The sequence below is a fragment of the Bradyrhizobium sp. LLZ17 genome (genome assembly GCF_041200145.1).
Taxonomy (GTDB): Bacteria; Pseudomonadota; Alphaproteobacteria; order Rhizobiales; family Xanthobacteraceae; genus Bradyrhizobium.
Map to the genome: position 1 here is coordinate 1,215,591 of NZ_CP165734.1, position 24,730 is coordinate 1,240,320.

Below are 24,730 nucleotides of genomic sequence, written 5' to 3' on the forward strand. Positions count from 1 at the left end.
AAATCCCTGACATAGCCTTGCCGAGACGCTGCGGGTCGATTCGCGTCGCATCCGATGTTGCGTGCGTACTGCTTGAGTGACGGGGAGGGGCGCACCGCCGCACGTTGCGCCGTGATCTGGGGACAAGTCTGATTGTCACGACGAAAATGTCGGGGCCGACTGTCCGGAACCGGCCAATCCTGCCGTGCTTGGTGTAAAACAACGCATGCGAGGGCGTTGATGATTTGGAGTCGGAGATGACGCAGCCTGCAAAGGTCACAGAACCCTCCATGGAGGAGATTCTGGCCTCGATCCGGCGCATCATTGCCGACGACGAGGCCAAGCCGCCGCCGGCCGAGGCCGCGAAGCCAGCGCCTGCCGCGCCTGCGCCAAAGCCGCAGGCGATGAACGACATTCCACCCTCAAGGTCGCCCCTGCAGCGAAGCCTGCTGCCGAAAGACCGGCGCCGCCGCCCGCCGCTGCCAAGCCTGTGCCGCCTCCGGAGCCTGCAGCTGCTGAATCCAACAACCAGGACGATATCGACGCGCTGCTGGCTGGCCTCGACGGCGCCACCGCGGCGCCGGAGGTGCGGGCCCCCGAACCGGAGCCTGAGCCCGAGCCCGAACCGGACGTTCTCGAATTGACCGACGAGATGGCGGTCGAGGTTCCCGCGCCGACGCCGTCACCCCCGCCGCCGAGCTTCCGCAAGGTGGAGCCACGGGACGATCTTGAGTTCGCTGAGCAGCCGGCCGCCCCGCGCCGTGCGCCACCGCCGCCACCGTCGTCTTACGAGCCGGTTGACTACGACGCGCCGCAGTTGCCGCCACAGCAGCCGATCCTGGCGCAAACGACCGTCTCGGCGGTCGAATCCGCGTTCAATTCGCTCGCCCACACGGTGCTCAGCAGCAATGCACGGACCCTCGAGGATCTGGTCAAGGAAATGCTGCGCCCGATGCTGAAATCCTGGCTGGACGACAATTTGCCGGGGCTCGTTGAACGCATCGTGAAGGCCGAAATCGAGCGGGTCTCGCGCGGCGGCAGGTAGGGTGGTCCGTACCGCCCCGGGAAACCCCGCTCCTGTGTCATATTGAGCCTGCCCGCCGGGCCGGAAAGCCCTTTTGCCGCTGAGCTTTCCGTTGACTTGAACCCCGCGCGCGGCTTTCTACCAGCCCCATGATCGAGAAAAATTACCAGCCCGCCGATATCGAAGCCCGCATGTCCGTCGTGTGGGAGGACAGCCTTGCCTTCAAGGCCGGCCGCCCCGACCGCCGCGACGCCGCGCCCTTTACCATCGTGATCCCGCCGCCGAACGTGACGGGCTCGCTGCATATGGGCCACGCCCTCAACAACACCCTCCAGGACATCCTGTGCCGGTTCGAGCGCATGCGCGGCCGCGACGTGCTTTGGCAGCCCGGCACCGACCACGCCGGCATCGCCACCCAGATGGTGGTCGAGCGGCAGTTGATGGAGCGGCAGCAGCCGGGCCGCCGCGAGCTGGGCCGCGAGAAGTTTCTGGAGCGGGTGTGGCAGTGGAAGGCCGAGAGCGGCGACACCATCATCAACCAGCTCAAGCGGCTCGGCGCCTCCTGCGACTGGTCGCGCGAGCGCTTCACCATGGACGAGGGCCTGTCGAAGGCCGTCGTCAAGGTGTTCGTCGAATTGCACCGCGACGGCCTGATCTACAAGGACAAGCGGCTGGTGAACTGGGACACCAAGCTCTTGACCGCGATTTCCGATCTCGAGGTGCAGCAGACCGAGGTCAAGGGCAGCCTGTGGTATCTGCGCTATCCGATCGAGGGCAAGACCTTCAGCCCCGAGGATCCCTCGAGCTTCATCGTCGTCGCCACCACCCGGCCCGAGACCATGCTTGGCGACACCGGCGTAGCCGTGCATCCCGAGGACGAGCGCTATCAGAAGCTCGTGGGCAAGAACATCATCCTGCCGCTGGTCGGCCGCAAGGTTGCGATCGTCGCCGACGACTATTCCGATCCGGAAAAGGGCTCCGGTGCGGTGAAGGTCACGCCGGCGCACGACTTCAACGATTTCGAGGTCGGCAATCGCCACGGCCTGCGCCGGATCAGCGTGCTCGACAAGGAAGGCTGCCTGGACCTCCTCGACAACGAGGATTATCTGCGCGACCTGCCCGAGGGCGCCGTGCAATTCGCCGAGGAATTCCACGGCGTCGACCGCTTCGCCGCGCGCAAGCGGATCGTCGAGCGGCTGGAGTCGTTTGGCTTCGTCGAGCAGATCGAACCGCACACCCATATGGTGCCGCATGGCGACCGCTCCGGCAGCGTGATCGAGCCCTATCTTACCGACCAATGGTATGTCGACGCCAAGACGCTGGCCAAGCCGGCGATCGCGGCGGTGCGCTCGGGCGAAACCAGTTTCGTGCCGAAGAACTGGGAAAAGACCTATTTCGAGTGGATGGAGAACATCCAGCCCTGGTGCATCTCGCGCCAGCTCTGGTGGGGCCACCAGATCCCGGCCTGGTATGGACCGGACGGCAAGGTGTTCGTCGCCGAGACCGAGGAAGAGGCCGTCAGCCACGCTCTCGGCTATTACGTCGAGCAGGAAGTGATCACGGTCGAGCAGGGCCGCGAGATGGCGCTCGACCGCAACAAGCGCGACGGCTTCATCACCCGTGACGAGGACGTGCTCGACACCTGGTTCTCATCGGCATTGTGGCCATTCTCGACGCTCGGCTGGCCCGACGAGACGCCGGAAGTGCAGCGCTACTACCCCACCAACGCGCTCGTGACCGGGTTCGACATCATCTTCTTCTGGGTCGCCCGGATGATGATGATGGGCCTGCACTTCATGAAGGAGATCCCGTTCTCGACGATCTACATCCACGCCCTCGTCCGCGACGAGAAGGGCGCCAAGATGTCGAAGTCGAAGGGCAACGTCATCGATCCCCTCCACCTGATCGACGAATACGGTGCCGATGCGCTGCGCTTTACGCTGGCGGCGATGGCGGCGCAGGGACGCGACATCAAGCTCGCCACCAGCCGCGTCGAAGGCTACCGCAACTTCGCAACCAAGCTCTGGAACGCGTCCCGCTTCGCGGAGATGAACCAGTGCGCCGTGCCCGATGGTTTCGAGCCGGCGAAGGCGAAGGAGACGCTGAACCGCTGGATTGCGCATGAAAGTGCGCACACCACCCGCGAGGTGACCGAGGCGATCGAAGCCTATCGCTTCAACGATGCCGCGGGCAGCATCTATCGCTTCGTCTGGAACGTCTATTGCGACTGGTACGTCGAGCTCGCCAAGCCCGTGCTGCTCGGTCCCGACGGTCCGGCCAAGGCTGAGACCCGCGCGATGGTCGCCTGGGCGCGCGACGAGATCCTGAAGTTGCTGCATCCCTTCATGCCCTTCATCACCGAAGAGCTGTGGGAGGTGACGGCGAAACGCGACGGCTTGCTCGCACTGGCTCAGTGGCCACTGAAGCCGGCTGAGCCGACGCCGGAGCAGCTCGCGATGCTCGCCGCGGCGACGGGGCCAACCGAGTCGCTTGTCTCGCCGATGTTGGCCATGCCGATGTTCGATCACGCCGACTTCACCGATCCCAACGCGGAAGCCGAAATCGGCTGGGTCATCGACCTGATCACGCAGATTCGTTCGGTGCGCGCCGAGATGAACATTGCGCCGGCCACGTTGACGGCACTGGTGCTCGTCGGTGCTTCCGCCGAAACCAGGGAGCGCGCTCCCCGCTGGACCGACGTCATCAAGCGCATGGCGCGGCTGTCCGATATCTCCTTCGCCGATCGCGCGCCTGACGGTGCGGTTCAGCTTCTCGTGCGCGGCGAGGTGACCGCACTGCCGCTCAAGGGCGTGATCGACGTTGCCGCGGAGCGCGCGCGTCTCGACAAGGAGATCGCGAAGGCCGACGCCGACATCAAGCGCGCCGAGTCCAAGCTCGCGAACGAGAAATTCGTCGCCAACGCAGCCGAGGAGGTCGTCGAGGAGGAGCGCGAAAAGCGCGAGGCCGCGCTCGCGCGCAAGGCCAAGCTGCTGGGGGCGACGGAGCGGCTGAAGCAGGCGTCGTGAGACGCCCGTCATTCCGGGACGGTCCGAAGGACCAGTTCCGAATCTCGAGATTCCGGGTTCGACTCTTCGAGCCGCCCCGGAATGACGATCACTTCGGAAACGGTTTGCTGAGAAATTTCGAACCCTTGACGCCGTAGCGCCAGGGCAGCTCGACCGCCTTGGTGATGCCGATCCGAATGCCGGCCAGCACCTCCGGATCCTCGGTCCGCGCATGCAGCGCGATCGGCGGCCGGTCCAGCGGCAGGGCGTTGTGCGCGATGGTGATGCCGAGCGCTTCGGTCAGCTTGCCGGGGCCCGAGCAGAGCGCGTGGACATCTTGGAGATGGCGGCGGCGGCGCATCGCCGCCAAACCATGCGTCGGCTCGAGCGCACGGATCAGCACGGCCGCGGCCGAGCCTTCCGCCTCGCAGACGAAGTTGACGCACCAGTGAATGCCGTAGGAGCGGTAGACATAGGCAAAGCCGGGCGGCCCGAACATGACCTGGTTCCGCGGCGTGGGGCCATTGTAGGAGTGCGCCGCCGGCTCGGTATGATGATAGGCCTCGACCTCGACGATGATCCCGCCGACGCCATCGATCAGCAAGGTCGCACCGATCAGGTCGGGCGCGACCTCGTGGACGCTGCGCCCGAAAAAGGCACGCTTCAGCGGCTTGCCGAGCCGGGGAATAGAGGTCTTCGAGACTGGAGCCATTCGAGGTGAGAATCGCCTGAGAACAGAGCAGGATATTGCCCATATCTGCCATGATCCCTGAAGCGGTGCGAGCCGGGTTGCGATGGCGGGCGAGACCGACTAGGTAGGACCTGAACAGACCGGACACCCCATGGTCGTTATTGTCGACACCATCTCGAACCCGCTGCGCCCGCGCCACCCCGAAAAGGTGAACCGCCCCGATTCCGCTTCGCCGCCGAAGCCGGACTGGATCCGTGTGCGTGCGCCGAACACCCGCGGCTATGCCGACACCCGTAACATCGTGCGCGCCAACGGCCTGCACACGGTGTGCGAGGAGGCGGGCTGCCCGAATATCGGCGAGTGCTGGGATAAGAAGCACGCGACCTTCATGATCATGGGTGACACCTGCACCCGCGCCTGCGCCTTCTGCAACGTCAAGACCGGCATGCCCAATGCGCTGGATGCAGCCGAGCCGCAGAACGTCGCCGAAGCCGTCGCCAAGTTGGGGCTCGCCCACGTCGTCATCACCTCGGTCGATCGCGACGATCTTGCCGATGGCGGCGCCGAGCATTTTGCCCAGACTATCCGCGCCATCCGGGCCGCGTGCCCCACGACCACGATTGAAATCCTGACGCCCGACTTCCTGCGTAAGGAGGGAGCGCTGGATGTCGTCGTGGCGGCGAAGCCCGACGTCTTCAACCACAATCTCGAGACCGTGCCGTCGCGCTATCTCACGGTGCGTCCGGGCGCGCGCTACTTCCATTCGATCCGGCTGTTGCAGCGGGTCAAGGAGCTCGATCCCACCATCTTCACCAAGTCCGGCATCATGGTGGGCCTGGGCGAAGAGCGCCACGAGGTGCAGCAGGTGATGGACGATCTGCGCTCCGCCGACGTCGACTTCCTGACCATTGGTCAGTATCTCCAGCCGACCCGCAAGCACCACGCGGTGATGCGCTACGTGCCGCCGGACGAGTTCTCGTCCTATGAAAAGGTCGCCTACACCAAAGGCTTTCTGATGGTGTCGGCAAGCCCGCTCACCCGTTCGTCGCATCATGCCGGTGAGGATTTCGCGAGACTGAAGGCTGTCCGGGCCGCGCGCGCCCGCTGAACCGCTATGCCAAGATTTTCGAGCAAGCGCCGTGTCAATCACAGCGCGTCCGAAATGTTCGATCTGGTCGCCGACGTCGAGCGCTACCCGGAATTCGTGCCGCTGTGCAGTGCGCTCAAGGTCCGCCAGCGCATGGCGAAGCCCGACGGCACCGAGGTGCTGGTCGCCGACATGACGGTGTCGTTCAAGCTGGTCAAGGAGTCCTTCACCAGCCGGGTGACGCTTGACCGCGCCAACCTGAAAATCCTCGTTGAGTACCTGCAAGGTCCGTTCAGCAATCTCGAAAACCGCTGGACCTTCGAGCCCAAAGGCCAGGAGGAGGGCCATGACGTCTGCGACGTCGGCTTTTTCCTCGCCTACGAGTTCAGGAGCCGCATGCTGGCGCTGCTGATGGGCTCGATGTTCGACGCGGCGTTCGCGCGCTTTTCCGCGGCGTTCGAGGAGCGGGCGGATGCAGTTTATGGGCGACGTAAGCTCGCACCGTCGTCGAACGCGTAAGCGAAGGTTGGCTGCAGCAGGGCGGAATCCAGCCGTTATTGGTGGGCGTGAGGCGCCTTCCATCTCCAATAGGATCAATTTGCAGGGCGGGGCGTTCTCAGCCGGTTGTCCCGGTTGGAGCTGCCATGACCATCAATTTCGAAACGCTGAAAGCATCGCTCGTGCTTTACGGGCTGGACGCAATCTACGCGATCGTGCTGCTTGCGATCGGCTGGTACCTCTCGGGGGCGATGCAGCGCTTCGTCACGCGCGTGCTCACCGTAACCCACCGCGTCGACCCGCTCGTGACGTTTTTCGTGGCGAGCGTGGCGCGGTACGGTGTGCTGGCGATTGTCGGCATCGCCGTGCTCCAGCTGTTCGGCATCCAGACCGCAAGCCTCGTCGCCGTGTTGGGCGCAACGTCGCTCGCGATTGGCCTCGCCTTGCAAGGCACGCTGTCCAATCTCGCGGCCGGCGTGATGCTGCTGCTGTTTCGGCCGTTTCATATCGGGCATGATGTGGAGGTGGCGGGCAAGGCCGGGAAGGTCAGATCGCTGTCGCTGTTCATGACCGAGCTGATTGCGGCCGACAATACGCAGATCCTGTTGCCGAACGGGCAAGTGTGGGGTGCGGCCATCATCAATCATAGCGCCTATCCCGGCACGGGCGAGGTCAAGGTGGCGTTTCCGGTTCCGGCAGGCAGTGCCAACACGCTGGCGGATCGAATCCTGGAGGAATTGCGGAAAGACCCGCATCGACGATCGTGCCGAACCTGCTGTCTCCGTCACCAGGGTCCTCGATGTCGCCAATCCCGCCTCGCCGATCCTGGAATTGACGGTCAGCGCGAAGGCGAAGCCGTCGGACGCTGACGCGGTCAAGCAGTGCGTGCTCGATCATGCGAGCGCGCTGCTCGCGGCGGCGTAGGGCGCCTCAACCCCGCGGCAACCGTGGCGACCTGCGTTTTACGGCGTGCCGGCGCGGTGAACGCGTCGTGCGGGGGCGCAGGCGGCTTGCGGCAGCGGCGCGGCGTGGCTTGGCCGCGGCCTGTGGCCCGCGAGCGAGATCCAGCAACATGCGCAGCGCCTCGACGACAGAGCGCTGGCGCACGGCACTGCGGCCGATCGCGCCAAAGCGCTGCTCGCGGTGGACGATACGGCCGTCGCGCGCGGCGACGGCGAAGTGGACGAGCCCGACCGGCTTGCCGGGCGTGGCGCCGCCGGGGCCGGCAATGCCGGTAATTGCGACGGCGAGGTCGACGCCGGCACGTTCCAGCGCGCCGACCGCCATGGCGGTCGCGGTCTCCTTGCTGACGGCGCCGAAATTCGTGAGCGTGCTGGCTTCGACCCCGAGCATGGCGCGCTTGGCGTCGTTGGAATAGGTGACGAAGCCGCGGTCGATCACGTCGGAGGAGCCGGGGATATCGGTCAGCGCGCCGGCGACGAGGCCGCCGGTGCAGGATTCAGCAGTCGCGATCGTCAGCTTGCGCATGCGGCACAGGTCGAGCAGCGAGCGGGAGAGGGCGCGTGCGTCGCTGCCGCCCATCGCCTTACGCGCTCCAGGTCTTGTCGTTAAACGGCAGGCGGATGGTGGCGCTCGCGGTGGCCGCGATGCCTTCCTCGCGACCGGTGAAGCCAAGCCGCTCGCTGGTCGTCGCCTTCACGGCGACGCGGGAGATGTCGACCCCGGAGATCTCGGCGATGCGCGCGCGCATGATGTCGCGCAACGGGCCGATCTTCGGCCGCTCGCAGATCATCGTGACCTCGAGATTGGCGACGCGGCCGCCGCGTTGGGTGATGCGCTCGACGGCGTATTTCAGGAACTGGTCGGAGGAGGCGCCCTTCCACTTGACGTCGCTCGGCGGGAAATGCGAGCCGATGTCGCCGTCGGCCAATGCGCCGAGGATGGCGTCGACCAGCGCATGCAGGCCGACATCGCCGTCGGAGTGCGCCAGGAAGCCCTTGCTGTGAGGCACGCGCACGCCGCAGATCATGACGTGGTCGCCTTCGCCGAACGCGTGCACGTCGTAGCCGGTGCCGGTCCTGATGTCGCCGAGCAGGCTGGCCATGCGCGCTTCCTCGCGCACGAAATCTTCCGGAGTGGTGAGCTTCATATTGGCAACATCGCCTTCAAAAGTCGCAACCGTCAATCCCGCCCATTCGGCGATCGCGGCATCATCGGTGAAATCGCTGCGTCCGTCCTTTGCCGCGCGATGATGCGCCTCGAGGATGACGTCGAAACGAAAGGATTGCGGCGTCTGCGCGATGCGTAACCGCGCCCGGTCCGGCGTGTCCTCGACATTGCCCCCTTCGCCGGTGAGCTTGATGGTGTCGGTCACGGGGATCGCGGGGATTGCGGCGCCGGTGCGGTTGGCCGCTTCGATGGCGCGGGAAATCAGGCCCTGCGAGACGAACGGGCGCGCCGCGTCGTGGATCAGCACGATGTCGGGCTTGTGCTGGGCGAGCGCTTCGAGACCCGCGAGCACCGAGGCCTGACGGGTGGCGCCACCATTGGTCGGCGGCTCGTGGCTGAGGCCTGCGACCGCTGCCGTGAACATGGCGCTGTCGTCCTGGTTCACCACGGGCTGTACGGCGAAGACGTCCGGATGACGGCTGAACGCTTCCATGGCGCGGAAGATCACAGGCTGCCCGCCAATCTGGCGATATTGCTTCGGTCCGCCGGCACCCGCCCGCAGGCCGCGTCCGGCCGCGACGAGGACCACTGCGGTGCGTTGTGAATTCGCCATAGGACTCAAATACTCAGTTGCTGGTGAGGAGTCGGGGAGTGGGCTGATTGCCGGCATGCCTCTAGCACGGCAGGGCCGCAAGAAAAGGGGTTTCCCCGGATTGTGGGAAACAGCATTATGCTGCACTGCACTTGAAAAACTTGGAGAACTGTCTAAAGTGTAGGCATGACGCTTGACTGCACAAGAATTGTGCGCAAGATAGGTCATGGCAGACGCGACGAGGCGCTGCCCAGTCAACGAGACCCTTGTGACCGGCCCGGTAGGATCAGGCTCTAAGCCCTTGAAGATAGGCGATATTGAAATCGCTACCCCGGTCTTCCTGGCACCGATGTCGGGGGTGACTGACTCGCCCGTCCGACGGCTCGCCGCCGAGCTCGGCGCCGGTCTGGTCGTGTCCGAGATGACCGCCAGCGATGATCTCGTCAACGGCCACGCCATGTCGCGGTTGCGTTGCGAGGCCGCCGGAGTGGGCCCGCATGTGGTTCAGCTCGCCGGATGCGCGCCGCACTGGATGGCGGAAGGCGCCCGGATCGCGGAAGCTGAAGGCGCTGACATCATCGACATCAACATGGGCTGTCCTGCCCGCCACGTCACCGGCGGCCAGTCCGGCTCCGCGCTGATGCGCGACCTCGACCACGCCGTCAGCCTGATCGCGGCGACGATCGCGGCGGTGAAGGTGCCCGTGACGCTGAAGATGCGGCTCGGCTGGGACGACCGCACCCGCAATGCGCCGGAACTGGCACGCCGCGCCGAAGCCGCCGGCGTCAAGCTCGTCACGGTCCATGGCCGCACCCGCTGCCAGTTTTACAAGGGCGAGGCCGATTGGGACGCCGTCCGCGCCGTGCGCGAGGCCATTTCCATTCCGCTCGTCGTCAATGGCGACATCACATCCTATGAAAAGGCGCTCGCGGCGCTCGAAGCGTCCGGCGCCGATGCCGTGATGATCGGCCGCGGCGCACAGGGCCAGCCCTGGTTGCCGGGCCAGATTGGTCGCCGCCTGAACGGCGGGGCGGCGGAAGCCCTCCCGTCACTCCAGACGCAACTCCATTACGTCCGCACGCTCTATGAGGGCGTCTGTGCGCTCTATGGCCTGCGCATTGGCCTGCGGCATGCACGCAAGCATCTGGGCTGGGCGCTCGACGTCGCAGCCGATGCGAGCCGGGCGCCGGCCGAGACGCTGAAAGTCTGGCGCCAGAAGATTCTGACATCCGAAGATCCACGCCTGGTCCACCACTCGCTGCAAGATGCCTTCGACGACTTCGCATGGAGCGCTGCTGCATGAGCTCAGCTGCTGAACATCGTCGGCCGCTTCCGTCCGACAGCGACGCGATTCTGGATGCCTTGCCCAATCCCGTGCTCCTGATCGGGGCCGGACGGCAAGATCGTCGGCGCCAATATCGCAACCGAAGCCTTCTTCGATATTTCGACGCAGTTTCTGAAGCGGCAGTCGCTGAAAGAGCTGGTGCCGTTCGGTAGTCCCTTGCTGGCGCTGATCGACCAGGTGCGCTCGTCCAACGCGCCGGTCAACGAATACAAGGTCGATCTAGGCACCCCGCGGATGGGCGGCGACCGCCAGGTCGATCTCCATGTCGCCCCGCTCACCGAGCGGCCCGGCCACATCGTGGTGATGCTTCAGGAGCGCTCTATCGCCGACAAGATGGACCGCCAGCTCACCCACCGCAGCGCCGCGCGTTCGGTGATCGCGCTCGCGGCCATGCTGGCGCATGAGATCAAGAACCCGCTCTCCGGTATTCGCGGCGCGGCGCAGCTCCTCGAGCAGCAGGCGTCCTCCGAAGACCGCATGCTGACCCGGCTGATCTGCGACGAAGCCGACCGCATCGTCACGCTGGTCGATCGCATGGAGGTGTTCGGTGACGAACGGCCCGTGGTGCGCGGACCCGTCAACATCCATTCGGTGCTCGATCACGTGAAGCGGCTGGCGCAGTCCGGCTTTGCCCGCAACATCAGATTCGTCGAGGATTACGATCCCTCGCTGCCGCCGGTGCTCGCGAACCAGGATCAGCTGATCCAGGTGTTCCTCAATCTCGTGAAGAACGCCGCCGAAGCCCTGATCGACGTTCCCGAGGGCGAGATCCACCTCACCACCGCGTTCCGTCCCGGCGTGCGCCTGTCAGTGCCTGGTCAAAAATCCCGGGTATCCCTGCCGCTCGAGTTCTGCGTGAGGGACAACGGACCGGGCGTTCCGGACGATCTCCTGCCCAACCTGTTCGATCCCTTCGTGACCACCAAGCAGACCGGCAGCGGTCTCGGCCTGGCGCTGGTCGCAAAGATCATCGGGGATCACGGGGGCATCATCGAATGCGAGATCTCAGCCGCGGAAAACCACCTTCCGCGTGCTGATGCCGATGTATTCCACATCGGTCAAACATGCCGATCACAGCAGTCACGACGGCTCTGCCGGGAAGTCGTCGTCTGCATCACAGGGGGCAAAATGAGGATCAACAATGCCCGCAGGTAGCATTCTCGTAGCTGATGACGATACCGCCATCCGCACGGTTCTCAACCAGGCACTTTCCCGCGCCGGGTATGAAGTCAGACTCACCGGCAATGCCGCGACGCTGTGGCGGTGGGTCAGCCAAGGGGAGGGCGATCTGGTCATCACCGACGTGGTGATGCCGGACGAAAACGCCCTTCGATCTGTTGCCGCGGATCAAGAAGATGCGGCCGAATTTGCCGGTCATCGTCACGAGCGCGCAAAATACCTTCATGACGGCGATCCGCGCCTCCGAGCGCGGCGCGTACGAATATCTGCCCAAGCCCTTCGACCTGAAGGAGCTGATCGCCATCGTGGGCCGCGCGCTCGCCGAGCCGAAGGAGCGCGTCTCGACGCCGGACGAGGACGCCGAGATGGAGGCGATCCCGCTGGTCGGCCGCTCGCCGGCGATGCAGGAAATCTACCGCGTGCTGGCGCGCCTGATGCAGACCGATCTCACCGTGATGATCACGGGCGAGTCCGGTACCGGCAAGGAGTTGGTGGCGCGCGCGCTGCACGATTACGGCAAGCGCCGCAATGGCCCGTTCGTTGCGGTCAACATGGCGGCGATCCCGCGCGACCTGATCGAATCCGAGTTGTTCGGCCATGAGCGCGGCGCCTTCACCGGCGCCAACACCCGCGCCTCCGGCCGCTTCGAGCAGGCCGAAGGCGGCACGCTGTTCCTCGACGAGATCGGCGACATGCCGATGGAAGCGCAGACGCGACTTCTGCGCGTGTTGCAGCAGGGCGAATACACCACCGTCGGTGGCCGCACGCCGATCAAGACCGACGTGCGGATCGTTGCTGCCTCCAACAAGGATCTGCGCGTCCTGATCCAGCAGGGCCTGTTCCGCGAGGATCTGTTCTTCCGCCTCAACGTCGTGCCGCTGCGGCTGCCGCCGTTGCGCGAGCGCATCGAGGACCTGCCGGATCTCATCCGTCACTTCTTCGCGCTGGCCGAGAAGGACGGCTTGCCGCCGAAGAAGCTCGACGCGCTGGCGCTGGAGCGGCTGAAGCAGCATCGCTGGCCCGGCAACGTGCGCGAACTCGAAAACCTCGCACGGCGCCTCGCGGCGCTCTATCCGCAGGACGTGATCACGGCCTCGGTGATCGATGGTGAGCTCGCGCCGCCCTCGGTCAGCCCAGGTGCCGCGGTCCAGCAGGGCATCGACAATCTCGGCGGCGCGGTGGAGGCCTATCTGTCCTCGCACTTCCAGGGCTTTCCGAACGGCGTGCCGCCGCCCGGCCTCTATCACCGTATCCTCAAGGAGATCGAGGTGCCGCTGCTGACGGCCGCGCTTGCGGCCACCCGCGGCAACCAGATTCGCGCCGCGGACCTGCTCGGCCTCAACCGCAACACACTGCGGAAGAAGATCCGGGATCTCGATATCCAGGTCTATCGGAGCGGCGCCTAGTTTTCCGGAGCCGACGGTGGCTCAGCTCCGCTTATCAAAGCGGGGCTGAGCCTGTCCGGATCGCGCTGGCCGTTGTGGCTGACGCGGTGAGCAGAAGTCGGACTCAGGCTCAATGTTCCGCGACCATGCTCAAATTCGTCATTCGACCATTCCTGGGCGTCGCCTCTATTTGATCAGGCTGCCCGATGCCGGCAGGATGTCGGCGATCTGGGCTGTCTGCTCCTGAATCACCGGGCCGTTGACCAGGAGGTCCTCGGCCACAATCAGCAGCAACACGGCCGAAACCATCATCGCGAGAAAGAACCTGTCCATGCCGGGTCAAGCCGGAATGACAGCAATCCGTTCCCCGCGATCTCCGCCAGCGGCGGACGCGTCCCGAAGTCGCGGCTGTGGATGCGCCGGTCCGCCGCGGGACCGGCGCCGCGGAATTGTCGCAATTCGGCAACAATGTGGTACGAATACATCAGTATCCGCCGCCGCGGCGGACCCCTTTTTCAGCACCCATTGCCGGAATGACCAGCGCAGACACCTCGGCCGCATCCTTTGACACGGCCCCAACCGAAGAGCTCCGGCGCTGGTCGGTGTGGCGCTGGCTGGGTCCGTTTGCAGTTGCTCTTGCGCTGCTGTCGGCGCTTCTGACCTTCCTGGTCCTGACCGGCCTGACCAGCATCGAGCCGACCCGGGAGGTCGTCAGCTCGTTCCTGGCGATCAATGCAGGCACCATCCTGCTCCTGATCGGGATCATCGTCCGCGAGGTCCGGCAGATGATCCAGGCCCGCCGGCGTGGGCGGGCAGCGGCGCGGCTGCACGTCCAGATCGTCGGTCTGTTCTCGATCGTCGCAGTGCTGCCAGCGGTGCTGGTCGCCGTCGTCGCCAATGTCACGATCGAGCGCGGCCTCGACCGGTTGTTCTCGGGACCGACCAAGGAGGTCATTCAGAATTCGCTGATCATCGCGCGCGCCTATGTGCAGGAGCACGCGCAAGTCATTCGCGGCGACATTCTCGGCATGGCTAACGACGTCTCGCGCGTTCCGCTGCTGTTCGATCAGGATCGGCAGTCGTTCCTGGAGCTGTTGACCTCGAGCGCGGCGGCACGCAACCTCCCGGGCGCGATGCTCATGGGCAAGGACGCCAATCCGATCCTGTCGGCAGAGACCGGGGGTGTCCCGCTCACCTTCGCGCCGCCTGCGCCGGAGTTTCTTCAGAACGTCAACGAGAACGAGCCCGAGATCGCGGTCCTGCCCGATCAAAATCTGGTCGCCGCCGTGATCAGGCTGAGGGGCTTTACCAATACCTTCCTCTATGTCGCTCGCCCGCTTGATCCAAGGGTCGTCGCCCAGCTCAAGCAGACCGAGCTGAGCGTCGCGGAATACGCGCAGATCGAGTCGCGCAAGTTAGGCATCCAGGTCGCGTTCGCGCTGATGTTCGCGGTGATCGCACTGACCATCCTGATGGCCTCGGTGCTGATCGGTTTGAACTTCGCCAACTCGCTGGTGGCGCCGATCCGGCGGCTGATGAACGCGGCCAACACGGTCTCGACCGGAGATCTGCACGTCCAGGTACCCGTGCACAAATCGGAAGGCGATCTCGCCCAGCTCGGTGAGACCTTCAACAAGATGACGCAGGAATTGCGTAGCCAGCGCGACGAGCTGGTCAATGCCAGCGATCTCATCGACAGCCGCCGCCGCTTCATCGAGGCCGTGTTGTCGTCGGCAAGCGCGGGCATCATCGGCGTCGATAGCTCGGGCAGTGTCGGCATCCTCAATCGTTCCGCCGAGAAGCTGATCGGGCATGCCGAATCCGAGACGCTCGGCCATCCGCTCTCCGACGTGCTGCCTGAGCTCGAAGACATGATGAAGGCGGCGCGGGAAGGGACCCAGCGCCTGGTGCAGGGCCAGATCACGATCACGCGCGACGGGCAGGAACGCAACCTCTCGGTCCGCGTCAGCGCCGAGAAGACCAGCCAACCGCACGACAGCTACATCATCACGCTCGACGACATCACCGAGCTGGTCTCGGCGCAGCGCACGTCGGCCTGGGGCGATGTCGCGCGCCGCATCGCCCACGAGATCAAGAACCCGCTGACGCCGATCCAGCTCTCGGCCGAGCGCATCCGCCGCAAGTTCGGCAAGGACATCACCGAGACCAAGGACAAGCAGATCTTCGAGCAGTGCACCGACACCATCGTGCGCCAGGTCGACGACATCGACGCATGGTCGACGAGTTCTCGCGCTTCGCGCGGATGCCGAAGCCGGTGATGGAGGGCGAGGACGTCGCCGACACCGTGCGGCAGGCGGTGTTCCTGATGAAGGTCGCCCATCCGGAGATCGATATCGAGGCCGAATTCCAGGACGATCCGCTGCGTGCCCAGTTCGACCGGCGGCTGATCTCGCAGGCGGTCACCAACATCATCAAGAACGCGACCGAGGCGATCGAGCAGGTCCCGCCGGAAGAACTCGCCAAGGGTCACGGCAAGGGCCGCATCGATGTCGTAGTGTCGCGCGAGGGCGAGGACGTCTTGATCGACGTCATCGACAACGGCATCGGCCTGCCCAAGGTGGCGCGCTCGCGCTTGCTGGAGCCGTATGTGACGACGCGCGCCAAAGGCACCGGCCTTGGGCTCGCGATCGTCGGCCGCGTGCTGGAAGACCATGGTGGACGCATCGAATTGAAGGACGCCTCCGACTTCCGGGAAGGCCAGCGCGGCGCCTGGATGCGGATGCGCTTTGCGATCTCCGGCGCTCCCGCGAAAAGCGAGGGAAGTGAGCCGGCACCGGCCGCCAAGGAGACGGTCAAGGATACGGCGAAGGAAGCGGAGATCGCCGAATCCGTCAAGGACCCGGAAACAAAAGAGCCGGCCTCCGGAACCAAAGAGCCGGCTGAAAAGACCAATGATTCAACGAAAATCGAAGCCTCAACAGGCAACTGACAAGACAGGCGCGACCTATGGCAAGTGAAATTCTGATTGTCGATGATGAGGCCGATATTCGGGATCTCGTTGCGGGCATCCTCGAGGACGAGGGGTTCGTCACCCGGACCGCACGCGACAGCGATACGGCGTTGGCCGAGATCGGCAACCGCAGGCCGCATCTGGTGTTCCTCGACATCTGGCTCCAGGGCTCCAAGCTCGACGGGCTCCAACTGCTGGAGCAGGTCAAGAAGGACAATGCCGATCTGCCGGTGGTGATGATCTCCGGCCACGGCAACATCGAGACCGCGGTCGCGGCGATCAAGCGCGGCGCCTATGACTTCATCGAAAAGCCGTTCAAGACCGACCGGCTGATCCTGGTCGCCAACCGCGCGCTGGAGAATTCGCGGCTCAAGCGCGAGGTCAAGGAGCTGAAGCAGCTCGCGCCGAGCGCAAGCTCGCTGGTCGGTCGCTCGCCCAGCATGAACCAGCTGCGCCAGACCATCGAGCGCGCGGCAAAGGCCAACAGCCGCATCCTGATCGTCGGCCCTGCCGGCGCCGGCAAGGAGCTCGCCGCGCGCACGCTGCACATGGCTTCGGGTCGCGCCGATGGCCCCTTCGTCGTGATCAATGCGGCCGCGATCACGCCGGAGCGCATGGAGCACGAGATGTTCGGCGTCGAGCAGTCCAATGGCGAGCAGGCGCGCAAGGCGGGCGCGCTCGAGGAAGCCCATGGCGGCACGCTGTTCATCGACGAGATCTCGGACATGCCGCGCGAGACCCAGAACAAGATTCTGCGCGTGCTGGTCGAGCAGTCGTTCCAGCGCGTCGGCGGCACTGCCAAGGTGCAGGTCGACGTCCGCATCATCTCCTCCACCGCGCGCAACCTCGAAGAGGAGATCGCGGCCGGCCATTTCCGCGAGGACCTCTATCATCGCCTCTCGGTGGTTCCGATCCGCGTGCCGGCGCTGTCGGAGCGTCGTGAGGACATCCCCGAGCTGATCGACTATTTCATGGAGCAGATCTCGGCCGGAAGCGGCCTGCCCAAGCGGCAGATCGGACAGGATGCGATGGCGGTGCTGCAATCGCATGTCTGGCCCGGCAATGTGCGCCAGCTCCGCAACAATGTTGAGAGAGTCATGATTCTCGCGGCCGGCGGCCCGGAGGTGATCATCACCGCCGACATGCTGCCGCAGGACGTCGGCTCGATGGTGCCGGCGATGCCCACCAGCAACAACGGCGAGCACATCATGGGCCTGCCGCTGCGCGAGGCGCGCGAAGTGTTCGAGCGCGACTATCTGATTGCGCAGATCAGTCGTTTTTCAGGAAATATTTCTCGCACGGCTGAGTTTGTTGGCATGGAACGGTCGGCGCTGCATCGCAAGTTGAAGGCGCTCGGCGTCGGTTGACGTCCCCCAAGGGTCGGATTACGCAGGGCAAAATCACCTGTTTCCGTAGTTTTTCGGGGCAAGTCGGCAGGGCCTGCCGCGTGAAGCGGCTTGCCTAATAAGCCGACCTGTCCTCTAATCGTGCCGCTGTTCCCTCGGAGGGGGATCTCATGGGGAACAGCAACCGGACGACGCCTCACAATTTCAAAAAAGAGGGCCGCAACCGGCGCAATAACAAGAAACTCAAAGCGAGAAAAAAAACAATGGCGGCAGACCGCGCACAAAACCTACAGGACACCTTCCTTAATCACGTTCGCAAAACCAAGACGCCACTGACGATCTTTCTGGTCAACGGAGTGAAGCTCCAGGGCATCGTGACCTGGTTCGACAATTTCTGCTTGCTGCTTCGGCGCGACGGTCACTCGCAGCTTGTCTACAAGCATGCGATCTCGACCATCATGCCGGGCGCTCCGATCCAGTTGTTCGAAGGCGGCGAGGATCAGCCGGCTTGAGAGTGATCTGATTGGAACCCCGGAATTTTGACGGGGATGCCGACCGTCCGCGGCCGGCAGGGGCTAAGCAGACGGGGCGGGTGCTTGTCATCGGCCCTTACTTGCGTGTGCGCGCCGGCGGTGCCGACGCGCCATCGGAGAGTCACGTCACGTCTCACCAGATCCTGCGAGACGCCCAGGCCCGACTCGACGAAGCCGCCGGCCTCGCGCGCGCGATCGACCTCGTCGTCGCGGATGCGATCATCGCGCCGATCAGCCAGATCCGCCCAGCGACCTATATCGGCAAGGGCAAGGTCGAGGAGATCGCTGCGCTGGCCAAGAGCCTCGACGTCGAGCTCGTGGTGATGGATTGCGCGCTGGCGCCGATCCAGCAGCGCAATCTCGAGAAGGAGTTGGACGCCAAGGTGCTCGACCGCACCGGGCTCATCCTGGAAATCTTCGGCCGCCGCGCCAAGACCAAGGAAGGCTCGCTCCAGGTCGAACTCGCGCATCTCAACTACCAGCGTTCGCGCCTGGTGCGATCCTGGACCCATCTCGAACGCCAGCGTGGCGGCTTCGGATTCATGGGCGGTCCGGGCGAGACGCAGATCGAAGCGGACCGCCGCTTGATCCAGGAGCGCATCTCCAAGCTCGAGGGCGAATTGAAGAAGGTGCAGGCCACGCGGCGGCTGCATCGTGCCGGGCGCCAGCGCGTGCCGTATCGCGTGGTGGCGCTGGTCGGCTACACCAATGCCGGCAAGTCGACGCTGTTCAACCGTCTGACGCGCGCAGACGTGCAGGCCGCGGACATGCTGTTCGCAACGCTCGATCCGACCCTGCGCGCGCTCACGCTGCCCCATGGCGGCAAGGCGATGCTATCCGACACCGTCGGCTTCATCTCGAATCTGCCGACGCAGCTCGTCGCCGCCTTCCGCGCCACACTGGAGGAGGTGCTGGAGGCCGACGTCATCCTGCATGTGCGCGACATCTCGCACGAGGATGCGGAAGCGCAGCAAAGCGACGTCGACGCGGTGCTGCGCCAGCTCGGCATCAATCCGGACGACTCCGGCCGCATCATCGAGGTCTGGAACAAGATCGACCGTTACGATTCCGAGCAGCGCGAGGAGCTTTTGAACATCGCGGCCCGCAGGCCTGAGGATCACCCGGCCATGCTGGTCTCGGCCGTGTCGGGCGAGGGGATCGACGCACTGCTCGCCGCGATCGAGCAACGTCTGGCTGCCAAGCGGACCACGCTCGACCTGTCGATCGATGCCGCCGACGGCGCGGGCATCTCTTGGTTGCACCGTAACGCTGAGGTGCTGGCGAAAGAGTTGCACGACGGTCGCTTCGACATGACCGTGCGGGTGGACGAGACCAAGCGGGATATCGTGGTGAACAGGTTTGATGCCGTGCCGCGCGTGGCGTGATTTCTCCCCAGGTCGTCCCGCGAGTGAGCCAACCGCTGCCTCAAGCCAAACTGTCGTCCCGGACAAGCGTAAGCGCAGATCCGGGACCCATAACCACAACCGGTTGGAATTGGCACGCTGGTGGCTCCAGCGCTGCTTCAATAATGTACGACCGGGGTAATGGGTCCCGGCCTTCGCCGGGACGACAGCGGAGTTAGCGGCGGCCCTGGTTGCTCCCCGCAACGGCAGGAGCATTCTGCTTCTCCCCCTTCGCCGCACTCCAAAGCGCATCCATCTCCGCCAGCGACGCCTGCTCCAGCGTGCGCCCCTGCGCCTCCAACGCCCGCTCGATATAGGCAAAGCGCCGTTCGAACTTCGCGTTGGTGGCGCGCAGCGCGGCTTCCGGATCGGCGTCGACATGGCGCGCGAGGTTGACGAGCGCGAACATCAGGTCGCCGGTCTCTTCCGCAAGCCCCTCGCTGTCGTTGCGGTCGAGCGCGGCCTCGATCTCGTCGGCTTCCTCGCGGATTTTTGCAAGCACGGCGCGCGGGTCGTTCCAGTCGAAGCCGACGGTGGAAGCCTTGCGCTGAAGCTCCATGGCGCGGGTCAGCGCCGGCTGGCCGGCCTTGACGCCCGACAGCAGCGATTTGTGCGGCGGCATTGCCTCCGGCGGCCGGCGCGCGGCGCGCTCGGCCTTCTCCTCGGCCTTGATGCGGTCCCAGACTTCCTTGACGTGGGAGGAGGCCAGATTGCCCTCCTTGTCGGCGAAGACATGGGGATGGCGCCGGATCATCTTGCGCGTGATGGCTTCGACGACATCGCCAAAGGCAAAGGCGTTCTGCTCCGACGCCATTTGGGCGTGGAACACGACCTGCAACAGCAGGTCACCCAGCTCCTCGCGCAAATCGTCGAGATCGCCGCGGTCGATCGCGTCGACCACCTCATAGGCTTCCTCGATCGTGTAGGGCGCGATCGTCGCAAAATTCTGCTCGAGGTCCCAGGGGCAGCCGGTCACCGGCGTGCGCAGCGCGGCCATGATCTCGATCAGGCGGGAAATGTCGCGGGAAGGGGTCATTGCGGGGGGCGTCTCCTGGGTCTTAAACCTTATGCCAAAAGCGGCCCGCCGTTCCCAGCGCAAGCCAGCGGAACGGACCGATTTCCACCGATCGGCGGGCCAGATTGGCGGGCTCGCCCCGCGGTGCTAAAGCGCCGGCCATGAGTGATGCATTTTCATCCCAAACCGCGCTGGTGCTGTTTTCCGGCGGTCAGGATTCCACCACCTGCCTCGCCTGGGCGCTGAGCCGTTTTGCAGGCGTGGAAACGCTGGGCTTCGAGTACGGCCAGCGCCACGCCGTCGAGCTCGACTGCCGCGACCGGCTGTTCGACGGCATCAAAGGCCTGCGCGCCGATTGGGCTGCAAAGCTCGGCGAGAGCCATACGCTGTCGATCCCGACCCTGGCTGCGATCTCGGACACGGCGCTGACGCGCGACATCGCGATCGCGATGGGCGCCGATGGGTTACCCAACACCTTCGTGCCCGGCCGCAATCTTGTGTTTTTGACCTTCGCCGCGGCGCTGGCCTACCGGCGCGGCATCACCCACATCGTCGGCGGCATGTGCGAGACCGACTATTCCGGCTATCCCGATTGCCGCGACGATACCATCCGCGCCATGCAGGCCGCGCTCTCGCTCGGGATGGCGAGACAATTCGAGCTGCATACGCCCTTGATGTGGATCGACAAGGCCGCGACCTGGAAGCTGGCGCACGACCTCGGCGGCGAGAGCCTGGTCGATCTCATCCGCGAGCAATCGCACACCTGCTATCTCGGCGAACGCGGCGCGCGGCATGATTGGGGATACGGCTGCGGCGAGTGCCCGGCGTGCAGCCTGCGGGCAAAGGGGTGGCGGGAGTATGTGGCGGGGAGCTAGCGCGCCTCACTCGCCGTCATTGCCATCTCCGCTGTCATCACCCGCGAAAGCGGGTGATCCAGTATTCCAGAGACGGCGCTTGAGCCGAAAAGCCGCGGCGTACTGGATTCCCCGCCTTCGCGGGGAATGACAGTCCTGGTCGAGGTGAACAGTGCCCGCACAACGCGCAAGCAGCTTACGGAAAATCCTCGTCCCGCAGCTCGATCGGTTTCCCGTGCGGCGTACGATCGGCCGCGTGGTCCCAGGCGTCACGGTAGCGGTGCAGCGTCTCCGTCGACGCGACACCCTTGCGCGCGACCAGTCCTTCCAGCGTGGCGAGCCAGTGCAGGTAATAGGTCTCGCCGGTGTCGGGATCGCCGGCAGCCTGCGCGCGCTTGATCTCGTCGGCCAGCGCTGCGGCCCATTCCGGCCAGGTGAACACGCCGCGGTCATGCAACGTCAGCGCCATCGCGAACGCGTGGGCCTCCCAGGGCGCGCGGAACACCGGGCCGTCCTCGTCGCGCGGAATGCTGGGTATCGCCGCCGTCGCAGCGGCAGCAAGCGTGCCGCTCATCACGCCGGATCCAGATAGGGCTCGAAGGCATCGATCGAGACCCTCAACGTCGGATCACCGTCCGCGCCCCAGAGATCTCGGCCTTCGAACACGACCGTATAGAGCCATTGCGGATTTTCACCGAGCTCCATCGCCGCCGAATCCGGAAACACCTGACAGCCGTGGTTCAACTCGACCACGCCGGCGTGACCGCGCACATAGCGCGGCAGCCGCGTGTGTGTCGCGGGATGGATATTCCTGGCGCGCACGCGATCGCCGATCTTGAACTTGGGCGGCGCCGCAGCGGGCGGGCGAACTTGCCGCGGACCATGGTGCGCTCGACGTCGTCGCGCTTCAGCTTGCCGGGCCGGAGCGGCTTTGCAGGCTGCACCGCATGCCCGGCGGCGACATCCTCCCGCGATATGTAACCCTTCTCGATCAGCATCTCTTCGAGCCCCAGGAACCATTTCTTGTAGTAGGAGCTCGAGAGATAAACATCCGGCGGCAGCGTCTCGCGATAGAAGCGCGAGGTGTCGATATTGAAGGCGCCGGCCGCGCCCATCGCGCGTACCATCGCGAGCACGCGGGCTTCCCAATCTGCGTGGAACACCGGCTCGTTCGGCTCGGGCTCGACCTTGCCGAACCCGTCCATGCCGCCCATGTCGTGCACGCCGTTCACGACGGCGCTCCGGGCGTCTTGGGAAAGCCGGTGCCGATCATGGAATCGCGGGTGACAAGCTCGGCGAGCTGCTCTTCATTCCAGCCTTCGGTGCCTCCGGGCCGCATCGGCAGCACCAGGAAGCGCGTTTCGGCGGTGGAATCCCACACCCTGATTTCCGTGTCCTTCGGCAGCGTGACGCCGAAATCGGCGAGCACGCCGCGCGGGTCCTTGACGGCGCGCGAGCGGTAGGGGGCGGCCTTGTACCAGACCGGCGGCAGCCCGAGCATTTCCCAGGGGTAGCAGGAGCACAGGGTGCACACGACCATATTGTGCCGCTGCGGCGTGTTCTCGACCACGACGAGATGATCGCCGACGCGGCTGACGTGGCCGAGCGTGCCGATGGCCTTGCTGCCGTCCTCCAGCAGCGCGGCCTTGAACGTCGGATCGGTCCAGGCCCTGGCAACGACGCGCGCGCCATTGTGCGGACCGATCCTGGTCTCGTAGGCCTGGATGATCGCGTCGAGCGCAGCCGGCTCGACATAGCCCTTTTCGGTCAGGATGGTCTCGAGCGCGCGCACGCGCAGCTCGGTCTCCGACAGTTCGGAATGGTCGTGATCGTGGTGATGAGGATGCTCGCTCATTGGGCGAAGATAGTCCCAGAATCCGGGCGTTGTCGAGGCGAAGACTCTGCTGGCGTCGCGCCACGGCTGTACAGCGGGACGAACCGGAATAGGCTACTCTCCTCTCCAAGCCATTGATCGCGCCATCGACTGTCCCTATACGGCAGCCGGGACAATGAGGCGCGGTGAACGAACCGGTAAGATACCATTGGAATTGAGGGGAGGGACGATGGCCGCGGGTTCAAACCCATCTGAGGCGAAAGCGTTTCGCTGGAAGCTGATCGCGCCGCTCGTGGTCTGGCTCGCGATCTATCTGTGGCCGGTGCCAACAGGGCTCAACCTTAACCAGTGGCACTATTTTGCAATCTTCGCGGCCGTCATCACCGGCCTCATTCTGGAATCAATGCCGGTCGGCGCGGTCGGCCTGATCGGGCTGACGGTTGCCGGCATCTCTGGCTATATCGATCCCGATCCCGGCAAATCGCTGCGCTGGATGCTGGCGGGTTTCGCCGAGAGCACGGTCTGGCTGATCGTCGGCGCTTTCGTGTTCTCGATCGGTTATCGCAAGAGCCAGCTCGGCCGGCGCATCGCGCTGGTGCTGGTGCGACGACTCGGCACCAACACGCTGGGGCTTGGCTATGCGGTCGCGATGTCCGACTTCCTGCTCGCGCCGGCAACCCCGTCCAACACCGCGCGCAGCGGCGGCATCGTCTATCCCATCATCAGCAATATCCCGCGCATCTACGGCTCCGAGCCCGGACCGACCGCCGGCAAGATCGGCACCTATGTGATGTGGACCGCCTTTGCAGCGACGGCGATCACGAGCTCGCTGTTCTTCACTGCGCTGGCGCCCAATGCGGCCGCGCTTGCGATCGCCAAGAAGACGGTCGGGGTCGACGTCAGCTGGGGCCAATGGTTCGTCGGTTTCGCGCCGCTCGGAATCCTGCTGATGCTGCTGGTGCCGCTACTCAGCTACGCGATCTGCCGGCCGGAGGTGAAGCGCAGCCCCGAGATATCGAATGGGCGGCGAGAGAGCTCGCCGAGATGGGCCCGATGTCGCGCAACGAGTGGATCATGCTCGGCCTGATCATCCTCGCGATGTTCCTGTGGATCGCGGGCTCAAGCCCCAACATTCACGTGCCCTTGCTCGGTTCGAACTTCGTCAATGCCACCACCGTCGTGTTCATCGTGATCTCGCTGATGCTGGTCACGGGCGTGATCGAGTTCGCCGATATCGCCAGCGAGAAGAGCGTCTGGGAGGTGTTTTCTATTTCACCTCGCTCTTGACGCTCGCCTCGGGCCTCAACGAGATCGGCTTCATCAAATGGTTCGCCAATGAATTCGCCAAGCCGCTCGCAGGGCTCTCGCCATCGACCGCGATGATCATGCTGGTCGCGCTGTTCTTCTGGATCCACTATTTCTTCTCGAGCATCACCTCGCATGCCGCCGCCGTGCTGCCGGTGGTGCTGGCGGTCGGCTCGGGCGTCCCCGATCTGCCGGTCACGACGCTTGCGATGCTCTGCATGTATTCGCTCGGCCTGATGGGCGTGATCTCGCCTTACGCGACCGGACCCGCGCCGATGTATTTCGGCAGCGGCTATATCGGAAAGGGGCAATTCTGGGGCTTTGGCCTGATCTTCGGGTTGCTTTATTTTGGCGGGTTGCTCCTGATCGTGATGCCGTGGCTGCAGATGGCCCGGTGAGGGGGCCGCAGGGTGCTGCCCCCGGCAGATGAATTTTCTTCGCCGGGCAGGGACCGGGAAAATTTCGTCCAAGTCCCGCAAATATCTGAAATTGCAACAAAGACCGGATCGCGCGATGGTGTGCTGCAGTGCAGCGCCGCCTTTGGAAGCCCCGCC

16 protein-coding genes and 6 pseudogenes are annotated in these 24,730 nt (G+C 64.9%); 14 read left to right on the forward strand and 8 right to left on the reverse strand.

Going from position 1 to position 24,730, the window contains the following annotated elements; translation table 11 throughout:
• The first annotated feature begins 269 nt into the window (after nt 1-269).
• Together AB8Z38_RS06045 and AB8Z38_RS06050 are read left to right on the forward strand one after the other, a co-directional pair.
• Nucleotides 270-1,024: pseudogene (locus tag AB8Z38_RS06045) on the forward strand (PopZ family protein).
• A gap of 128 nt (nt 1,025-1,152) precedes the next feature.
• Nucleotides 1,153-4,029 (forward strand): valine--tRNA ligase, encoded by a 2,877-nt coding sequence (locus AB8Z38_RS06050; protein WP_369723537.1) that lies wholly within the window; start codon nt 1,153-1,155, stop codon nt 4,027-4,029.
• Nucleotides 4,030-4,117: 88 nt separating this feature from the next.
• Here the strand turns inward: AB8Z38_RS06050 and AB8Z38_RS06055 are convergent, their stop codons facing one another.
• The gene (locus AB8Z38_RS06055; protein ID WP_369723538.1) at nt 4,118-4,720 is read right to left on the reverse strand and encodes a DNA-3-methyladenine glycosylase; all 603 of its coding nucleotides are present in this window, start codon (nt 4,718-4,720) and stop codon (nt 4,118-4,120) included.
• Nucleotides 4,721-4,850: 130 nt separating this feature from the next.
• Here AB8Z38_RS06055 and lipA point away from each other — a divergent pair, with 130 nt between their 5' ends.
• The 3 genes from lipA (at nt 4,851) to AB8Z38_RS06070 (ending at nt 7,153) form a co-directional block, all read left to right on the forward strand.
• Nucleotides 4,851-5,807 (forward strand): lipoyl synthase, encoded by a 957-nt coding sequence (gene lipA / locus AB8Z38_RS06060; RefSeq protein ID WP_369723539.1) that lies wholly within the window; start codon nt 4,851-4,853, stop codon nt 5,805-5,807.
• 6 nt (nt 5,808-5,813) lie between these two features.
• Nucleotides 5,814-6,305, forward strand: coding sequence for a type II toxin-antitoxin system RatA family toxin (locus AB8Z38_RS06065; RefSeq protein ID WP_369723540.1), 492 nt, complete (start codon nt 5,814-5,816; stop codon nt 6,303-6,305).
• A gap of 125 nt (nt 6,306-6,430) precedes the next feature.
• Entirely contained in the window at nt 6,431-7,153 is a 723-nt protein-coding gene (locus AB8Z38_RS06070; protein WP_369723541.1) for a mechanosensitive ion channel family protein, read from the forward strand.
• Nucleotides 7,154-7,214: 61 nt separating this feature from the next.
• On the opposite strand, the gene AB8Z38_RS06075 is transcribed toward AB8Z38_RS06070, so the two are convergent.
• Together AB8Z38_RS06075 and AB8Z38_RS06080 are read right to left on the reverse strand one after the other, a co-directional pair.
• On the reverse strand, nt 7,215-7,826 hold the full coding sequence (locus AB8Z38_RS06075) for a CinA family protein (protein ID WP_369723542.1): 612 nt from the start codon (nt 7,824-7,826) through the stop codon (nt 7,215-7,217).
• Between the two features lie 4 nt (nt 7,827-7,830).
• Complete coding sequence (locus AB8Z38_RS06080; protein WP_369723543.1) at nt 7,831-9,027, reverse strand: bifunctional 2-C-methyl-D-erythritol 4-phosphate cytidylyltransferase/2-C-methyl-D-erythritol 2,4-cyclodiphosphate synthase; 1,197 nt, start codon at nt 9,025-9,027, stop codon at nt 7,831-7,833.
• Nucleotides 9,028-9,307: 280 nt separating this feature from the next.
• Here AB8Z38_RS06080 and dusB point away from each other — a divergent pair, with 280 nt between their 5' ends.
• The 3 genes and pseudogenes from dusB (at nt 9,308) to ntrC (ending at nt 12,936) form a co-directional block, all read left to right on the forward strand.
• Nucleotides 9,308-10,309 carry a tRNA dihydrouridine synthase DusB gene (gene dusB / locus AB8Z38_RS06085; protein WP_369723544.1) on the forward strand — a complete coding sequence of 334 codons (1,002 nt, stop codon included), beginning with the start codon at nt 9,308-9,310 and terminating at the stop codon, nt 10,307-10,309.
• Nucleotides 10,306-11,483 (forward strand): annotated as a pseudogene (locus tag AB8Z38_RS06090) (nitrogen regulation protein NR(II)). The gene dusB and the pseudogene AB8Z38_RS06090 overlap by 4 nt, the downstream one beginning before the upstream one ends.
• Before the next feature lie 9 nt (nt 11,484-11,492).
• A pseudogene (gene ntrC, locus AB8Z38_RS06095) lies at nt 11,493-12,936 on the forward strand (nitrogen regulation protein NR(I)).
• Between the two features lie 165 nt (nt 12,937-13,101).
• Here the strand turns inward: ntrC and AB8Z38_RS06100 are convergent.
• Nucleotides 13,102-13,248, reverse strand: coding sequence for a hypothetical protein (locus AB8Z38_RS06100; protein ID WP_369723545.1), 147 nt, complete (start codon nt 13,246-13,248; stop codon nt 13,102-13,104).
• A gap of 200 nt (nt 13,249-13,448) precedes the next feature.
• Between AB8Z38_RS06100 and AB8Z38_RS06105 the strand changes: the two are divergent.
• The 4 genes and pseudogenes from AB8Z38_RS06105 to hflX all read left to right on the forward strand — a co-directional run bounded on the left by AB8Z38_RS06105 (nt 13,449) and on the right by hflX (nt 19,150).
• Nucleotides 13,449-15,865 (forward strand): annotated as a pseudogene (locus AB8Z38_RS06105) (ATP-binding protein).
• Between the two features lie 17 nt (nt 15,866-15,882).
• Nucleotides 15,883-17,253, forward strand: a complete 1,371-nt coding sequence (locus AB8Z38_RS06110; protein WP_369723546.1) for a sigma-54-dependent transcriptional regulator — start codon at nt 15,883-15,885, stop codon at nt 17,251-17,253.
• A gap of 242 nt (nt 17,254-17,495) precedes the next feature.
• Nucleotides 17,496-17,744: an RNA chaperone Hfq gene (hfq, locus tag AB8Z38_RS06115; protein ID WP_007591126.1), complete on the forward strand. Its 249-nt coding sequence runs from the start codon at nt 17,496-17,498 to the stop codon at nt 17,742-17,744.
• A gap of 11 nt (nt 17,745-17,755) precedes the next feature.
• A complete protein-coding gene (hflX, locus tag AB8Z38_RS06120) occupies nt 17,756-19,150 on the forward strand; it encodes a GTPase HflX (protein ID WP_369723547.1) in 1,395 nt (464 codons plus the stop codon).
• A 193-nt stretch (nt 19,151-19,343) separates the two neighbouring features.
• Here hflX and mazG read toward each other — a convergent pair whose 3' ends face one another.
• Nucleotides 19,344-20,204, reverse strand: coding sequence for a nucleoside triphosphate pyrophosphohydrolase (gene mazG / locus AB8Z38_RS06125; RefSeq protein WP_369723548.1), 861 nt, complete (start codon nt 20,202-20,204; stop codon nt 19,344-19,346).
• 140 nt (nt 20,205-20,344) lie between these two features.
• Between mazG and queC the strand changes: the two genes are divergently transcribed.
• Complete coding sequence (gene queC / locus AB8Z38_RS06130) at nt 20,345-21,058, forward strand: 7-cyano-7-deazaguanine synthase QueC (RefSeq protein WP_369723549.1); 714 nt, start codon at nt 20,345-20,347, stop codon at nt 21,056-21,058.
• 175 nt (nt 21,059-21,233) lie between these two features.
• On the opposite strand, the gene AB8Z38_RS06135 is transcribed toward queC, so the two are convergent.
• From AB8Z38_RS06135 to nthA, 3 genes and pseudogenes are all read right to left on the reverse strand, one after another.
• Nucleotides 21,234-21,611 (reverse strand): nitrile hydratase accessory protein, encoded by a 378-nt coding sequence (locus AB8Z38_RS06135; protein WP_369723550.1) that lies wholly within the window; start codon nt 21,609-21,611, stop codon nt 21,234-21,236.
• Nucleotides 21,611-22,269, reverse strand: a pseudogene (gene nthB, locus AB8Z38_RS06140) (nitrile hydratase subunit beta). The gene AB8Z38_RS06135 and the pseudogene nthB overlap by 1 nt, the downstream one beginning before the upstream one ends.
• A complete protein-coding gene (nthA, locus tag AB8Z38_RS06145; RefSeq protein ID WP_369723551.1) occupies nt 22,266-22,892 on the reverse strand; it encodes a nitrile hydratase subunit alpha in 627 nt (208 codons plus the stop codon). Before nthA ends, nthB begins: the two are co-directional and overlap by 4 nt.
• Before the next feature lie 208 nt (nt 22,893-23,100).
• Between nthA and AB8Z38_RS06150 the strand changes: the two are divergent.
• Nucleotides 23,101-24,574, forward strand: a pseudogene (locus AB8Z38_RS06150) (DASS family sodium-coupled anion symporter).
• The last annotated feature ends 156 nt before the right edge of the window (nt 24,575-24,730 follow it).

What these genes read in the sequence shown, in the direction of transcription:
- lipA (WP_369723539.1), top strand. Translation starts at nt 4,851, where the DNA reads ATGGTCGTTATTGTCGACACCATCTCGAACCCGCTGCGCCCGCGCCAC.
- AB8Z38_RS06110 (WP_369723546.1), top strand. Translation starts at nt 15,883, where the DNA reads ATGGCAAGTGAAATTCTGATTGTCGATGATGAGGCCGATATTCGGGAT.
- AB8Z38_RS06055 (WP_369723538.1), bottom strand. Translation starts at nt 4,720, where the DNA reads ATGGCTCCAGTCTCGAAGACCTCTATTCCCCGGCTCGGCAAGCCGCTG.
- queC (WP_369723549.1), top strand. Translation starts at nt 20,345, where the DNA reads ATGAGTGATGCATTTTCATCCCAAACCGCGCTGGTGCTGTTTTCCGGC.
- AB8Z38_RS06100 (WP_369723545.1), bottom strand. Translation starts at nt 13,248, where the DNA reads ATGGACAGGTTCTTTCTCGCGATGATGGTTTCGGCCGTGTTGCTGCTG.
- AB8Z38_RS06075 (WP_369723542.1), bottom strand. Translation starts at nt 7,826, where the DNA reads ATGGGCGGCAGCGACGCACGCGCCCTCTCCCGCTCGCTGCTCGACCTG.
- AB8Z38_RS06065 (WP_369723540.1), top strand. Translation starts at nt 5,814, where the DNA reads ATGCCAAGATTTTCGAGCAAGCGCCGTGTCAATCACAGCGCGTCCGAA.
- AB8Z38_RS06135 (WP_369723550.1), bottom strand. Translation starts at nt 21,611, where the DNA reads ATGAGCGGCACGCTTGCTGCCGCTGCGACGGCGGCGATACCCAGCATT.
- AB8Z38_RS06080 (WP_369723543.1), bottom strand. Translation starts at nt 9,027, where the DNA reads ATGGCGAATTCACAACGCACCGCAGTGGTCCTCGTCGCGGCCGGACGC.
- nthA (WP_369723551.1), bottom strand. Translation starts at nt 22,892, where the DNA reads ATGAGCGAGCATCCTCATCACCACGATCACGACCATTCCGAACTGTCG.
- AB8Z38_RS06050 (WP_369723537.1), top strand. Translation starts at nt 1,153, where the DNA reads ATGATCGAGAAAAATTACCAGCCCGCCGATATCGAAGCCCGCATGTCC.
- AB8Z38_RS06070 (WP_369723541.1), top strand. Translation starts at nt 6,431, where the DNA reads ATGACCATCAATTTCGAAACGCTGAAAGCATCGCTCGTGCTTTACGGG.
- mazG (WP_369723548.1), bottom strand. Translation starts at nt 20,204, where the DNA reads ATGACCCCTTCCCGCGACATTTCCCGCCTGATCGAGATCATGGCCGCG.
- hfq (WP_007591126.1), top strand. Translation starts at nt 17,496, where the DNA reads ATGGCGGCAGACCGCGCACAAAACCTACAGGACACCTTCCTTAATCAC.